General features: G+C 57.6%; 4 protein-coding genes and 1 other RNA gene. All 5 read right to left on the bottom strand.

Annotation, left to right across the window (positions count from 1 at the left end; all coding sequences use genetic code 11):
* Positions 1 to 50: 50 nt before the first annotated feature.
* The 5 genes from ssrA to bapA all read right to left on the bottom strand — a co-directional run bounded on the left by ssrA (position 51) and on the right by bapA (position 16781).
* Positions 51 to 413, bottom strand: a transfer-messenger RNA (tmRNA) gene (gene ssrA / locus ACLD4F_RS08650).
* 71 nt (positions 414 to 484) lie between these two features.
* The gene (locus tag ACLD4F_RS08645; protein ID WP_072101394.1) at positions 485 to 1648 is read right to left on the bottom strand and encodes an HlyD family type I secretion periplasmic adaptor subunit; all 1164 of its coding nucleotides are present in this window, start codon (positions 1646 to 1648) and stop codon (positions 485 to 487) included.
* 7 nt (positions 1649 to 1655) lie between these two features.
* Positions 1656 to 3836: a type I secretion system permease/ATPase gene (locus ACLD4F_RS08640; RefSeq protein WP_411010792.1), complete on the bottom strand. Its 2181-nt coding sequence runs from the start codon at positions 3834 to 3836 to the stop codon at positions 1656 to 1658.
* The gene (locus ACLD4F_RS08635; RefSeq protein WP_000533865.1) at positions 3833 to 5242 is read right to left on the bottom strand and encodes a TolC family outer membrane protein; all 1410 of its coding nucleotides are present in this window, start codon (positions 5240 to 5242) and stop codon (positions 3833 to 3835) included. Before ACLD4F_RS08635 ends, ACLD4F_RS08640 begins: the two co-directional genes overlap by 4 nt.
* Before the next feature lie 64 nt (positions 5243 to 5306).
* Complete coding sequence (gene bapA, locus ACLD4F_RS08630) at positions 5307 to 16781, bottom strand: biofilm-associated protein BapA (RefSeq protein WP_411010791.1); 11475 nt, start codon at positions 16779 to 16781, stop codon at positions 5307 to 5309.
* Positions 16782 to 16859: the final 78 nt, after the last annotated feature.

The raw sequence follows: 16859 nt of genomic DNA, 5'->3' as shown, positions 1-16859 counted from the left end.
TGTGCCATGCGGGCTTTCTGTACTTCACCGAACGTATCCGGATCAATATTTGGTGGAGCTGGCGGGAGTTGAACCCGCGTCCGAAATTCCTACATCCTCGGTACTACATGCTTAGTCAGTCTTTACATTCGCCTGGCACCTGCGGACGGACACGCCACTACCAGACTAGCCTGATTCGTTTTAACGCTTCAACCCCAGGCAGGGCATCCGCGCGATCTCTTTTGGGTTTGACCTCTCTTGATCCCCGTCCTAAGAGCGGAGGCTAGGGAGAGAGGGCTCTAAGCAGGTTATTAAGCTGCTAAAGCGTAGTTTTCGTCGTTTGCGACTATTTTTTTGCGGCTTTTTACGAGGCCAACCGCCCCTCGGCATGCACCTTGGGTTTCGCAAATCCCGTCGAATCCAGAATCAGCCCCAATGTGTAAGGTAAGTATAACAGACTTGTGACATGCGTGACCAGCCCCCGTATCTTCTTATCTTCAACGATTTACCGCTCGCGCAGCGCTTCTTTCGCGCGATTAAACGGTTTGATTAAATAGTCGACAATGGTTTTTTCACCGGTTTTGATATCCACCGTGGCGATCATGCCTGGAACAATCGAAAAACGGCGTCCTGATTTATTTTGTAGATAGTCCTGGTGGGTGCGGATAAACACGCGATAGTAGAAAATTTCCGGTTTCACTTTATCCTGAATGGTATCCGGTGAAATGGTCTCCACCACGCCGTCAAGCCCGCCGTAAATGGCGTAATCGTAAGCAGTAATTTTAACCAATGCGCGTTGGCCGGGATGAATAAAGGCGATATCACGCGGCGAAAGGCGGGTTTCAATCAGCAGACGATCGTCTACCGGTACTATCTCCATCATCTCGCCGTTAGGCGGGATCACGCCGCCAATCGTCGTGACCTGGATATTTTTAACAATGCCGCGTACCGGCGAACGCACGGTGAGGCGGGTGACGGAATCCTCGCGTCCTTTTAAAATGGCGGAGAGCATATCGACCTCAGCGTTCGCTTTCGATAACGCTTCGCGTGCCTGCACATAATATTGTGAGCGCAGATCGGTAATTTTTAAGCCTAAATCGCTTTTTTGTCGTTGCAGGCGTAGCACTTCAACATGACTGGCCGCGCCGCTTTTCTCCAGCCGCTGGGTAATGGTCAGCTCTTTATTAACCGACGCCAGCGCATCCCGTAGCTCGGCTTCGGTATCGGCCAGCTGCGCGCGGCGGCTTTTATAGAGACGCGTCTCTGCGGCAATCAGATCCGGCCAGCCGTTCAGCTCAGCGGGGAAGGCGAGAGGTAAGTCGCTGACTTCCGCAGTTAACCGTGCGCTGGAGGCGAGTGAAGCGCGATATTTTGCCGCACTTTCACCCACACTGGACGCCAGACGCGTCGGATCAAGCCGGGCGACAATCTGGTTAGCCTGAACTCTGTCGCCTTCCCGCACCGTCAACTGCGCCAGAATGCCGCCATCCAGCGACTGCAGAACCTGTTCGCGTGAACTGGGGATCACTTTCCCGTTGCCGGTGGAAACCTCATCCAGTCGGCCAAACCACGCCCAGATGCCGAGAATGAGAAATAACAGTGAGCAGATCAGAACAATACGACCCGCGCCGGAAAACGCCCGTTCACGCTGAATATCGGGATCGTCCATCGCGGCATCATGCTGATTGATTTTCATTTTTCCACTCCCGACGATGACTTTGCATCCGATCCGCGTTAAGCGCCTGCGCTTTTGGCGCATCCATCACCAGTTGTCCTTCTTTCAGGACAACGACACGCTCAACCAGCTCCAGTATTGGTACCCGGTGCGTCGCGACGACCAGGGTTCGATTGCCAAGCCACTGATGTAACCGCTGAATAAACTCTCGTTCCGTATGCTCGTCCAGCGAGGCGCTGGGTTCGTCAAGTAGCACAATATTGGGGGAGCGCAGCAGCATTCTCGCCAGCAACAGGGACTGACGCTGCCCGCCGGACAGGCCGTTACCACCCTCCATAATGGGATGATCCAACCCTTTTGCCAGCCGCCTGACGAAGACGGCGCCGCCGCTGACTTCGAGCGCGTCAAAAATCTGTTCATCGTTGGCGTGCGGCGCGCCGAGAGTCAGGTTCTCTCGTAGGGTGCCGAAGAAAAGCCGCGCGTTCTGGCTAAGAAAGCCGATGTTGCGGCGTAAATCCGCCATATCGATGTGCGACAAGCTGAGATTATCAAGCCGGGCATCTCCCTGAATCATCTCCAGGCTGCCCGCCATCGCCTGTAAAAGTGTGGATTTACCCGCACCGTTACGCCCCAGTATCGCAATCCGCTCGCCTGGCATGATCTCCAGACGCACGAGGCGCAGCGGTATGCGTTGATCGTCGTTATGGTAACGAAACTGAGCGTTTTCAAAGAGGTAATGCCCGTGGAGGATGTCGCGGTGTATCAGGCTATCATCATGCTGTGTCTCGGTGGGCAGTTGCATAATGTTGTCGAGACCCATCTTCGCCGCTTTCACCTGCTGCCAGCGCGCCAGCACGCCGCACAGGTTAGCCATTGGCGCGATCATCCGCGAGCCGAGCATCGACGCGGCGACCACGGCGCCGGTAGTCATACTGCCTTCAATGACCATCGGCGCGCCAAACATAATCACTGCGGCATACACCAGACTTTGTACCGACATCCCCCAACTGATAAGCCCTTGCGTGAGTTTGCGGGTGCGTAGACCCGACTCGCCGGTAATACGGATATAGCTATTCCACTGCTGAAGAAAGCGGTTCTCCGCCTGCATCAGTTTAATATCCTCCAGCCCCTGAACGCTTTCGACCAAGACTGCATTGCGTAGCGTCGCTTCGTGGGCGGCCTGGTTGGCGAGGACAGCCAGTTTTTTTTGCAGTGCCACGCCCGGCAGGATCATCAGCAGAGCCGCCACGGGCGCTATCCATGCCAGCGGTGGGGCAATAATCGACAGGACTATCATAAACAGGAAAAAGAAAGGCAGATCGACAATGGTCGCCAGCGTTGAAGAGGTAATCATCTCGCGGATCTGCTCCAGTTCGCGTAACTGCGAGATAAAACTGCCAGTGGAACGGGGGATAGCGCTGTTGCGCAGCCTTAACGCATGACCGAATACCCGATCGGAAATGCGCATATCGGCGCGTTTACCGAGCACGTCCATAATGTGCGTACGCGCTTCACGCAGCAGAAAACCAAACAGCACCGCTACCAGCACGCCGAAGGAGAGAACGTACAGGGTAGGATATGACTGAGCGGGGATCACCCGATCGTAAACCTGCATAGAGAACACAATCCCGGCCAGCGACAGCACGTTAATCAGAAAGGCGGCGACCATTACCGGTAAATAAGGGCGAATATCCTGCAGAACCAGCTCGCGCATCCAGTCGGGTTTAAAGCGGGAGATATAGCGATCGACGCGGCTATCCTTGAGCGCCGATAGCGGGCGTAGCGCGGCAACATAGAGGATCTCCGGCAATAACTCGCTGAGCGTCAGGCGGTTACGCTGACCCTCTTCTTCAATCACAAAAACGTCTACCGCATCTTCGCCATTAACATGCTCGATGACCAATAACTGCCCGTCCCGGAGCTCGACAACCAACGGCAATCGCCACTGACTAAATGCCGTTTTGTCTATGTCCGGCGCATGAAAGGATAAACCCGCCTGCCGCGCGAGCTGCGTTAAGGCGGTCGTTCTGCTTTTACCCCTAAACCACGGGGCGTTGGCCTGAATTGAACCGGGAGAACAGGCAACGCGATAATGACCGGCGACATGGCTGATGGCCTGCGCCCATTGGCTTAGCGCGCGCTCACTGAGTACCTCTTCTACATCGGGGGCGGCGCGGGTCATGGCTGGATCTCCACGGATTGAATGCTGCGATGATTTAACGCGAACGCCTGACGAAGCGCGCCGGTGTTATACAGACAGTTCAGTTGTAACTGATGCAACTGGCTTTCCGTTTGCAGTTCGGCAAAACGCGCCTGGTAAACTTCCTGCTCCGCATTAAGCACGTCGAGCAGCGGGCGGGAACCGAGGTCAAGGTATTGCTGCTGATACAGTTCGCGCGTACGTTCGCTAAGCTGCTGTTGCCGACGAAGGATTTGTAACGCGCTGGCAAGACTCATTGCCTGGCTGCGCGCCTCCATCAGTTTCTGGCGGACATCAAGCCGGGTGCGCTGAATGGTCGACTGAGCCGCGTCTACCGCATGGCTGGCGGCGTTGCGTCGGGCGGTCAGCCCTCCGCCCTGATAAAGCGGCATCTCAACTTTCACCCAGGTGGAATACTGGGTTTTATCCAGCACTTCATGACTGGGATATTTATCATTAAGATAATGTTGTACGGAAGGTTCGAGCGAAATCGTCGGCGTCATTTGCGCGCTGGCATAGTCCAGATTCGCCCGCGCAACGTTGGCCTGCGCCCAGGCGGCCAGTACCGCGGGCACCAGTCGATCGTCGGGAGTCGCCGTCTCACAGCTGCGAGCAAGTTTCGCCGGGAAGTCATTATTGATGCCGTTAAGCGAATTCCAGCCCAGCCAGCTCATCAGTGAGGCTTTCGCACTATCGAGATTGGCCTGATACTGCGCCAGTTGCGAGCGGGCGGATTCGATTCTGGCTTCGGTTTGCACTACGTCAGAGAGCGACGTAGCGCCTTCATCGCTGCGCTGCCGGATAAGTTTACCGATGCCGTCCAGCGCGACGAGCTGTTCTTCCGCCGCTTCTACCATTTGCTGCCAGCTCTGCGTTTGTACAATGGCGTTGGCGGTTTCGTGCGCGACGGTATCAATACTGAGCAACACATTGGCCTGTTGCTGTGCTGCGCCTGCGGTTTCGGCGCGAACCTGGCTTGCCACTTTGCCGAAGTCATAAAGCATTTGCGATACCGACAGCACCAGCGAGGGGCTATACCCGTGATCGGTGTAGGTATTGCTGTACCCATTGTTCACGCCAGCGCTGACTTGCGGATAATATTTCGATTTGGCGACCTCTATTTGTTCATTCTGTGCGAGCAGTTTGCCGACGGCTTCGCGAATAGAAGGATGCCAGTTAACGGCGCGATTGACCGCGTCATTGAGCGTCAGGTTGCCCGGCGCGGCGGCGCTGAGCGGCAACTCAGCGGCGGAGCCATCCAGCGAAGGAAGCATCTGGTCCGTTGCTAATCCTTCGGATGTAATCATTGGCGGCGCTTCTGCGCCCCGGGGCTGGTGATGAAACAAAGCAAATGCCAGTACGATGGCGACAGGCGCGACTCTTCCCATAGTTTATCCCTTTTAAATATCACCGCTTGTTGCCCCGAACGTCGTGGCGTTCGGGGCTTTTTTATCAACCGCCGGTTATCAGGTGGTTGTTCTGCAAAAGATCATTTAGCGTAAGCTGCACATTCTCCAGAGTGACAAGGTCAGTTGATTTAAACGCGCTGCCGGCGCCGTCGCGATCGACGGAGATCACCGTATTGGCGCCGCTGGTATGAACCTGAACAAAGTTACCCAGCGTCGCCGCCTGGTGATCCCAGCCGGTCAGCAGTTCGTGGATATCGATCTTGTCGCCCTGCGCGGTGGAGAAGTTTTGCCAGCGATCGGCGCCGTTGCCGCCGGTCGCGTCCGCGCCGTTTAACAGGTGGTAAATCAGCGTATCGCCATAGGCGGAGCCGATGAGAACATCGTTTTGGTTGGTACTGACGATTTGCGGCGCCATATCAATGGTCAATGTGGCGCTATCCGTATGACCCATCTTGTCATCCAGTTGATAGGTAAAGACCTCTTTACTGGTGATGGACGACATCGCGACGCCATTATTCAGGGTGTAGGTGTAGGCGCCATCGAGGTTAATTTGCAATGTGCCGTAATGTCCCTGAATCGTGGCGCTGGTGGTATTCGCCGCGGCGTCCAGCGTGGCGGCGCTGCCGTTATACCCGCTAATGCTCAGGCGGGTATTCACCGTATTAAGCTGATCCATCGCCCCCGCCGCATCGCTGCCATCAAAAATATTGCCGAGAACGGTATGCGTTCCGGACGTTTCAAAATTATCCAGATCGACGGTGGTGCCGATGACGCGTGGCGTGATCGTCGCCGCCCCGGCCAGGGTATTGGTGCCGGTAAAGTTAAGCGTGTACGTTCCGGCATCCAGCTCCAGGCCGCTCAGGTTGACGGTCACCGTCGCGCTGCCCAGCGTGATATTCGCTACCGGAACGGTTCCGTTGCGTATGACGGTCCCGTTCTCCTGAATGGCCCAGCTAATATTCAGATTGCCCAGCGTAATGAGCGTGGAGACATCAAAGACCAGTGACGCGCCTTTAAGTACGGTGCCCGTTGCAACGTCAAAGGTGCCGCTCCCGCTGCCCGATTTGCCGAGTAGCCCCCAACTGGCGCTGCCGACGCTGGAGTCCAGCCAGGCAGCGGTATCCTGAAGCGTGGCGACGCTAAGGGTATCGCTGACATCATTAATCGCATCCAGCGCCCTGGCGGTTGGCGTGATATTGAGCGAGGCCGTATCGGTATCGCCGTTTGGCGCTTTGACCGTATAGATAAAGCTGTCCGGCGTTTTAATGCTGTCGGCGCCGACGCCGTTCTTCAGCGTGTAGGTATAGTTGCCTCTTGCGTCAATGATGAGCGAGCCATACAACCCGTTTACCTCCGTCGTGCCGGTCGCCGCAATCGCCACGCCATTTACTTCAGTGAGGAGGGCGTCCGTAGGGGCGACATCATTGGTCAGTACGTTGCCGGTGGTGTTGGCGGTGATACTGTCAACGGCATAGGTGTGGTCCTGGGAAATCGCTAGCGTATAGCCAGTGAGGACGCTAATGCCGCTGGCGGTATTCAGCACGAACAGGTATTCGCCGCCAGGCAACGTCAGGGTCAGCGGCTGAGACTGTCCGGCTAACAGCAGGGTGTTAATCCAGCCCTTTTGCACCCGGAACTGCTCATATTGCTGAATGGCATCGTTGAAGCGATAAACGTACAGATCGAACGTGGAAACCAGTGAGACGCCGCCGACGGTTCCCTGTAACGTCATGGTTCGCGTAGCGCCTTCTTCAACGTTAAAGATGATCGGATTAGTCATATCATCAAGCAGATTCGCGTTCAGTACATTACCAAGTCCGACGCTTAATACCGTGACGCCGCTTTGTGTCGAGGGACCGTTGTTGACGTAGCTAACGTGAGTATCAAAGACCAGCGAGGCGTTATTGTCTGTCGCTATCACGCTGCCCGGTACCGGCGCGGGACCCAGATTGATAACCAGTTGCGCGGCGCTGCTACCGACGCCATTCTGGGTAATGGTGTAGGTGAAGCTCTCTTTATGTCCGTATCCTGCCGTGGGCTTAGTCAGCGTGTAGGTGTAACTGCCATCCTGATTAATGTGCAGCGTGCCGTATTGTCCCTGGATATCCACGCCGCCCGCGCCGACCGGCGTACTGACGCCGTTGGCGTTGGTGATAGCGGTGACCGTGGTGCCCGTCGGCGCGGTATCATCAGCCATGACGTTGCCGGTACTGATGGTTGGCCCGCTAATAATACCTGCGCTGGTCTGGTGTACATCGACATCCAGGCTGGTATATGACCCGGTGGCGAGCAGACTGGTGTTATAAGTGAGTACCCGGTACTGGCCTTCGCCCAGACCGCTCAGGTTCAGGGTAACGCCGCTCCCGGTCAGGGTAAGCAAATTCGCGAAGTCGCCAACGGCGGTGTTGACGATCGTCGTCCAGGCGCCGAGGCTGGTGTCATAACGCTGTACCACAATCTCCTGAGTACTGAGCAGCGAAAGCACGATTCCCGTTGCGGCGGCATCGATGGTGACGTCGCCCGTACCACCTTCAGCAATGGTGAACTCAACCTGAGCGGTATCGTTACCCAAAACCGAGGCGACATTGCCAAGCGCGCCAACCAGCAGCAGGCCGTAATCCGAATAGTTTTGCGTGCTGGTGACGGCGGTCGAAGTCAGATCAAGACTGGTGATGTTATCCCTTGCCGCCAGCGGCAGAACCGGCGCGGTAATGCCTAACGCGCCGGAGGCATTACCCGCAGCGTCAGTGGCCGTCACGTTAATGAGCTGACCTTCAATTTGTTTTGTCGGCAAGGTGAGAGACCATGCGCCGTTGCTGCCGGCGGTGGTGGTGAGCGTCACGCCGCCCGCCAGCGTGACGGTTACGGTGCTGTTTGCCTCTGCCTGTCCGGAAAGTGAACCGCCATCGGCGCTGAGCGTACCTGACGGCGTACCGGGCGCCAGCGTATCGACAATCACCGTCGCGGCGGTGGAGACGCTGCCTGTACCGTTGGCGTTAGTCGCGGTGGCGGTGAAGGCGTGGCTGCCTTCGGTCAAATTACCTGTCGGGGTAAAGCTCCAGTTTCCGCTGGCGTTCGCCGTGGTGGTGCCGAGCAGCGCCCCGTTGTTATAAATGCTCACCGTGGTGCCCGCCTGAGCGGTACCATTCAATGTGGGTTGTGCGTCATTAGTGACCTGGCCGTTGGCGATAGCGCCGGTATAAATACCCACATCATCTACTACGTTGGTGATGATCGGTGCTTCCGGCACGCGCGTATCGGGCGCGGTAAATCCGGCGGCAATGCCAGTGTTGCCTGCTTTATCCTGGGCAAATGCCAGTAGCGGCTGACCATTGGTCTGCGCGGGCGTGAGTGTGGCGGTGAAGCTGCCTGTACCGTCGGCGGTGGTGGTTCCCAGTACCACACCAGTCTCAGAGGTAATCGTCACTGTACTGCCTGCTTCCGCGGTGCCCGTCACGCGATTACCGGTAGCATTGATGACCAGGTTGCCGGGCGCGCCGGGCGCAATGGTATCCACGATAATCGTTGTCGATGGCGAAGCGGCGCTAACGTTGCCAGCCGCATCGGCGGCGCTAACGCTATAGGCGTGACTTCCCTGGCCGAGCGCGGCGGTTGGCGTCCAGCTCCAGTTACCGCTGGCATTGGCGTTCACGGTCGCGACCAGCGCGCCATTATCGAAGATGCTTACCGCGCTGTTGGCTTCCGCAGTACCGTTGAGCGTCGGCTGTGTGTCGTTGGTCGATTGTCCATTGCCAATGGCGCCGGTATTGTTCGGGACATCATCAACGATGCTGGTTATAAGCGGAACCGTTGGCGCAAGGGTATCGACCACGATAGTAAAACCGCTGGTGGCCGGGCTAACGTTGCCTGCCGGGTCGGTGGCGGTCACTGTTAATATGCGCGTGCCGTCGTTTAACCCTGTCGTCGGCGTGAAACTCCACGCGCCGCCCGCGTTAGCCGAGGTGACGCCAAGCAGAGTGTTGCCATCATAGATACTGATCACGCTGCCCGCTTCGGCAGTGCCGTTCAGCGTGGGGCGGTTATCATTGGTTATCTGACCATTAGCGAGATTTCCTGTGACCCCGCCCGCGACGTCATCCACTACGGACGTCAGGATCGGCGTTTGCGGCGCGGTGGTATCGACCGTCAGGGTGAAAGCCGTACTGTTCGGGCTGCTGTTTCCTGCGGCATCGGTGGCGACGGCGGTGATGACGTGCGTTCCGCTTGCCAGCGTTGAGGTGGCGACGCTCCACGCGCCGTCAGGCTGGGCCGTTGTCGTGCCAATGACCGTACCATTTTCATAGAGCGTAATCGTGGCGCCGGCTTCTGCGGTGCCGCTGAAGGTTGGCGTAGGATCGTTGGTATTTTGGCCGTTCGCAATCGTGCCGAGGCCTGGCGCCTGATCGTCACTGACTGATGTGATTACCGGCGTCAGCGGCGGCGTGGTATCGACGACGAAATTAACGCTGTCTGAAACGGGACTGGCGTTGCCTGCGGCATCAACGGCAATGACGGTAATTACATGGTTGCCCGTCGCCAGCGAGGCATCGGGCGTGTAGCGCCAGCTACTGTTATTGTCGGCGGGAATTTCAGCCAGCAATGTGCCGTTATCGTAGAGACGAATAGCTGTGTTGGCTTCACGGGTGCCGCTAATGACAGGGCGCGCCTCGTCTGTGATCTGTCCTGAACTCAGATTGCCGGTAATGGGGCCCGTACCGTCGTAGACCGTATCAATAACAGGCGCGGCGGGAGCCGTGGTATCAATAGTAAACGAGCGTATTTCGGACGCGGCGCTGGTGTTGCCTGCCGCATCGGTTGCTGTCGCCGTCAGGTTCCAGATGCCCGCGCCCAGCGAGGTAGACGGTGTAAAGCTCCAGCTACCGTTGGCCTGAACTTGCGCCGTGCCGACCAGCGCGCTGCCATTATAAATCGAGATGGTTGTACCCGCCTCACCGGTACCCGAGAGTGTTGGTCGGGTTTCGTTCGTCGAGCCGCCGTTGGGGACGATGCCCGTTACCGGCGCCGTATTATCTGCCACGCTGGCGATAACCGGCGCGGCGGGCGGTGTGGCGTCAATCGTCAGCACAAATCCGCTGGACACCGCGCTGCTATTACCCGCCGGATCGGTGGCGCTAAGGGTGAACGTGTGGCTACCGTTTGCAAGCGGCGTCTGCGGCGTGAAACTCCACGTGCCGTCGCTATTCACCGTCGTGGTACCGATGGACGCGGGATTACCGTCAAGATAGACATTAATCGTCGCGCCTGCCTCTCCGCGCCCGTTCAGGGTGGGCGTCGCATCGTTCGTTAGCTGCCCGCTAACCAGGTTGCCGGTAATACCGGGCTGGTCATCCACGACGGAGGTGAGAACCGGGATCGCCGGAGGCGTAATATCGACTATGATCGTCCACGGCGCGGAGACCGCGCTGGTATTGCCCGCCGGATCGGTAGCGCTAACCGTCAGATTATGGCTTCCCTCTGACAAATTGCGGGGCACCGGGAATGTCCAGCTACCGTTTTCGCCTACCTGAGCCGTGCCAAGCGGCGTACCGTTATCAAAAATGGTGATTGTCGCGCCAGGTTCGCCAGTTCCGTTCAGTATTGGCTGCCGATCGTCGGTGGATTGCCCCGGTAACACCGGAACGGTCGGTTGATTGTTATCGTCAATCACGGACGTGATAACCGGCACATCTGGCGCCTGCGCGTCAATGTTCAGCGTAAAACCGTCCGAAGGCTGGCCGCTATTGCCGGCGGGATCGGTCGCTACGGCGGTAAAGATGTGCGCGTTGCTCTCCAGCGGCGCGTTCGGGGTGAAGCGCCAGTTGCCGCTTTGATCTACCGTGGCGGAACCGATTTCTACGCCGTTATCCAGAATGCGGATGGTGGCGCCTGCTTCTCCCGTTCCGTTGAGCGTCGGGCGTGAATCATTGGTGAGCGCGCCGTTATCCAGCGTACCGGTCATGCCGGGGACATCATCCGTTGCGCTGGTAATAACCGGTTGCGCCGGCGCGCTAAGATCGACAGTGATCCCGACCGGTGCGGACAGGCCGCCCTGGCCATTCGCATTGGTTGCCTGGACGGTGAAGTAATGTGTGCTTTCGCTTAATGGCGTCGCGATCTCAAAGATCCAGTTCCCGCTGGCGTCAACGGTGGCATAGCCTGCCGAATCGCCATCAATGAAAACCTCAACGGTAGAGCCGATATCCGTGGTGCCGCGCAGCGTCGGCGTGGTGTCGTCCGTGGCGCCGCCTGCTGCAATATTCCCCTGTACGCTCCCGACATTATCTTCAATCGCCGTGATGGCCGGGACGGCGGGCTGACCGCTGTCGGAGGCGGGAAAATTCGTAGCCGGGCCGTTATTCCCCGCGCGATCGATAGCAATTGCCGTCAGCGTACCGCCATCGGTTTGCGCCGGACTGAGCGTAACGACGAATTCACCGGTGCCATTAGCGACAGCGCTGCCGACCAGGGTGCCATCGGCATGATGAATTTCAACGGTAGCGTAAGGATCGGCAAGTCCGGCGACGCGCGTGCCATCGTCGTCCACCGTCTGGACTGTTGGCGCGGGCGGGGCGGTGATATCCACGGTAATGGTGATCGGTTGGGTTTGCGCCGTGGTATTTCCAGCATCGTCAGTCGCGCTGAAGGTTAGCGCATGGCTGGCTTCTGACAATTCGGGCGTATTAAATGTCCAGACCCCGTCGGTGACGAGCGCCGTACCGATTGCCATGCCATTGTCGTAAATCGTGACGGTGCTGCCGTTTTCGCCGCTGCCGTTGATAGTCAGCGTCCGATCGTTAGTAAAGGCACCATCGGTTAATGGCCCGGTCACTGGCGCAACATCGTCAAGGATCTCATTGACGACGGGCGGCTGCAACGGAACGGTGTCGACGGTGAAGGTAAAGCTATTCGATACGCCGCTGCTGTTTCCGGCGGCATCGGCGGCAATGGCGGTCAGGGTGTAGACGCCATCCGGCAACGCGCTGGTCACCGCTAGCGTCCAGGTGCCGGTCTCATCGACGGTGACTACACCCACGACACTACTGCCGTTATAGAGCGTGATCACGCTGCCGATGTCGCCAGTGCCGTGAATGACCGGTGTATTGTCGTCAGTGGTTGCGCCGCTGACAATAGTATCCTGGACTTCGCCGACGTTATCTTCGGCAAAAGTGATAACCGGATTGGCGGGCGCAGTGGTGTCTAGCGTAAAAGTGACTGAGGCGGAAGGCGGACTGATATTGCCCGCTATATCGGTTTCCGTGACGGTAATGGTATAGGTTTCTGGCGTCAGTGCCGCAGGCGTAAAGTTCCAGCTACCGTTATCGCCTACCGTTGTGCGACCAATTTCACTGCCATTATTGTAGAGAATAATCGTGCTGCCGATCTCTCCCGTGCCGCTGAAGGTCGGCGTGGTATCGTTCGTTGCGCCATTATCGCCGATGTTGCCGATAACCGGCGCGACGTTATCGCTGATCAGCGGCGCGTCAGGCTGCGCTGGAGGCTGGGTATCAAGGGTAACGGAGAAAACGCCGGAGGTGGGGCTACTATTGCCTGCGGCATCCGTGGCGGTGGCCGTCAGGATGTTTAACCCTTCGCTCAGATTACGGGTTAGCGGATAGGTCCAGCTACCCTGTGGATTGACCTGGACGGTAGCCAGTTCTACGCCGTTATTGTACAGGGTGATGATGGCGCCGGGTTCGCCGGTGCCGCTGAGGGTCGGCATACGCTGATTGGTAATACTGCCGTTTGCCAGTAGCACCTCGCCTTCTCCGCCGGTGATGGCGGCTGACACGATCTGCGGCGCATCCGGCGCCTGGGTATCGACGCGCAGGGTAAAGCTGAGGGATTCGGGACTTTCGTTCCCCGCCGGATCGTTGGCGCGAGCGGTCAGAAGGTGGTCGCCGTCGCCCAGCGCGGCAGGCGGCGTAAACTGCCAGCGCCCGTCCGTGCCGACCAGCGCCTGACCTATGGCATTGCCATTATCGTAAAGGATGATTGTGTCGCCTGCGGTGCCGCTACCGCTCAACCGGGGCTGGGATTCCTGGGTAATCTGATTGGTATCAATCGTATTTCCGTCGCCGTCAGTTACGCCGATAACGCCGGGGGCGGCAGGGGCCTGGGTATCAATGGTAATCGTAAAATCGGTCGAAAAAGGCGTGGTGTTGCCGTTACTGTCGCTGGCCGTCACGGTAAAGGTGTAGGTGTCGTCCGCCAGTGGCGAGGCCGTGGTGTAAGCGTAGCTCCAGACGCCGGAATTACCGACGATAATATCTGCTATCCGGGCGCCATTCTGATACAGGTGTACTGTGGAACCCGGTTCACCTGTACCATTAATCGTTGGCGTGCTGTCGTTAGTGAGCCCCAGATGCGCGACGCTACCGAGAATACCCGGCGCATCATCTGTAATGAAGGTGATTACCGGTTGCTGCGGCGATTGCGTATCGACCACCAGGTCGAATGACGCGGCCTGACTGGCATTGCCTTTAGCGTCGGTTGCGATTACGGTCAGTCGATGCGCGCCTTCACCTAAATTTTGCGACGGCGTAAACGTCCAGGCGCCGTTGGGCTGTAGCGTGGCGAGTCCCAGTGAAACGCCGTTATCAAAGACTTCGACACGCGCGCCGGCCTCCGCCGTACCGCTAAGGGTGGGACGGTTGTCGTTGGTGGTTTGTCCGTTAACCAGCGGCCCGGTGAAGCTTTCAACATCGTCCAGCACCTGAGTGATAATGGGCTTATCCGGGGCGGTGATATCGGGCGCTTGCGCTGTAGTTGGCGGGCTGACGTTGTTGGCGCTGTCGGTGGCGGTGACGGTAACCTGTTCGCCGTTGGTCTGTGCGGGGACGAGGGGAAGGGTAAAATGACCTTCGCCATCTGCTTTGCCGCTGCCAAGCGGCGTGCCGTCCGGCGTGGCGATCGTAATGGCGCTACCCGGTTCGGCGGTGCCGCTGATACTGGTGCCATCCTCACTAATTACCACGTTTTTCGGCATTTCCGGCGCGGTACTGTCCGGCGCGATAACCGTCGCGGCGGCGCTTTCGTTTTTCGCGACATCGGTGGCGGTAGCGATAAGCGCCTGGCCGTTAGTCTGCGCCGTATTCAGCGGAACGATAAATTGTCCGTTGCCGTTAGCGACGGCGCTGCCAAGTACGGTGTTGCTACTGTCACGGATAGTGACCGTTGCCCCGGCTTCCGCCTGACCGCTTACGGACAGACCGTCGGTCGCCACGATAAGACCGTTCGGTGCCGCAGGCGCAGTTTTATCCGGCGCGTTCAGCGTTTCTACCGGACCGCTATTCGCGGCTTTATCGGTAACGCTAATGCTTAATGTTTCGCCGTTAATTTTCGCCGGGCTAATACCTATTGAGAAGGTGCCGTCGTCGCCTGCCGTTCCACTACCGAGCGTATTTCCTAGGCTGTCTTTGATAACCACAGTACTGCCAGCTTCCGTAGTGCCGGTAAGTCTGTCGCCGACGTCGCTAACCGCCAGGCCTTCCAGCACCGGCGGCTGCGTGTCGATATCAATGGTAAAGGAGACGGACTGCCCGCTGGTGCCGCGATCGTTGGTCGCGGTAGCGGTAAAGACATGGTCGCCATCGGCAAGTGCCAGCGAGGGGGTAAAGCTCCATTTGCCGTCAGCGTCAGCGATAATGGGCGGAAAGGTCGGTACAGGAAAGCCATTATCGTTAATCGATATCGTACTGCCTGGTTCAGCAGTACCGCTGAGGGTTGGGCGGTTATCATCTGTGGCATCGCCATTTTTCAGCAGCCCGGTAACGGTGCCAGCGTCATCCGTCACGGTAAGGATAGTCGGCTGGGCAGGATACTGTGAATCAGAAGCGGTAAACTCCGTGGCAGGGCCGATGTTACCGACGGCGTCCTGAATACGCGCTTCCAGACGCTCGCCGTGGGTCTGGGCCGGATTCAGCGTGATGCTGAAGTGGTTATTTTCTGCGGTAATCGTGGAGCCCAGGTAATTTCCCGCCGGGTCATAGATCGACACGGTACTGCCAGCTTCAGCGGTGCCGCTAACGGTTGTGCCGTCTTTCGCAACATTATCAATGATAGCGGCGTCAGGCGGCGTGGTGTCCACAATGATAGTAGGCGTTGTCGTCACGCGGCTCGTGTTTCCGGCTTTGTCGCTTTGTTCGACGGTAAAGGTATGTTCGCCATCGCTTAACGGCGTAGTCGGCGTAAAGGTCCAGCGTCCATTTTCGTCTACGGTAGCGCTGCCGATAACGGTTGAACCCTCTTTAATCGTGATGGTATTACCTGCCTCTCCCTGCCCGGAAAATAGCGGTTTTGCCTCGTCAGTCCGGTCATTATTCTGTAGCGGCCCGGTGAGCAAACCGGTGTTATCGGCAATCAGTTCAACGCGTGGGGCATCGGGGCTGAGTGTGTCGATAGTCAGCGTAAAGCGGGCTGATTCGCTACTTTCGCCTTTAACGTTAGTCGCAATGGCGGTGAAATGATTTTCCCCATCCGCCAGCGCGCTGGTAATGGCAAAACGCCAGCTTCCGCTGGCATCAACCGTTGTGGAGCCTATTTCCTGACCATTGGCGTAAATATGGATGACTGTGCCAGCGCTGCCGGTTCCCTCCAGCGTGGGGGTATTGTCGTTCGTAAACTGATTATTGCTCAGCGTGCCGGTGAGGGGAGCGGCATCATCGATAGCGGCGGTGATAGCTGGTGTATCGGGGAGAGGAATGTTGGGCGCATCAATGGTTGCGGATGGGCCGGTATTGCCGGCATCGTCAGTCGCGGTCACGGTAAGTTGTTCGCCGCTAAGCTGTGGCGCTGTCAGATCAATACTAAATTTACCGTCGCTATCCGCTTTGCCTTCGCCAACGACGTTACCTGAAGGATCTTTGATGGTAATGGTACTGCCCGCTTCGGCCTCGCCGCTCACCGTTTTTCCGTCCGCTGAAATCAACAACTTGCCGGGAGCGAGAGGCGGGGTAGTATCTACAGGATTACTGCTACCTGGAGTATTGCCGTTAGGGTTACTGCCGCCGGGATTGCTGTTATCAGGGGGATTACCGTCAGGATTGGTGTTATCGGGGGGCGGATTATCGCCATCCGAATGATGGTGGGAATCGCCGCCGCCGGAAGACGCGATAGCGGCAATGCCGCCAGCCGCCACCGCACCAGCCAGTACCCACGGCCAAACGGCGCCGCCTGCTTCATGGGAAGCGCCAGAAGTGACCAGCAGCTCATTAATATCAGCGATTTGTTCAAAATGTAGCCCGGCTTGCGGATTTTCTACCCACCATAACGTGCCATTGTTTTCTGCCAGTACTAACTGGCTTGCGCCCAGATCGTTGGTAACGTAAAAGTTTTTAATTGTGATCGTTTCGCCGGAATGGAGCCTCACCACCAGATCCTGATTAATGCGCGTAAGTTGACTAATTTCCTCCCGGGCCACTGATAATTTAACAATTGACGGGGCGTTAAGAGTGACCGCTGAGGATTCCACAGTGGTGGAGACGCCAGTCAATTTCGAAACCACGGTGAGTAGACGCATAAATTAGCTCCTGATGGATTTGCTCTGTGTATTAATTAACGGGCACGACGTTCAGGGCAAAATGCGTAGACGAGCCTT

The organism is Salmonella sp. 741265050_HSA, from assembly GCF_046569445.1.
Classification (GTDB): domain Bacteria; phylum Pseudomonadota; class Gammaproteobacteria; order Enterobacterales; family Enterobacteriaceae; genus Salmonella; species Salmonella enterica.
The sequence above is the reverse complement of the archived record's forward strand: the minus strand, read 5'-3'. Positions and strand labels throughout refer to the sequence as shown.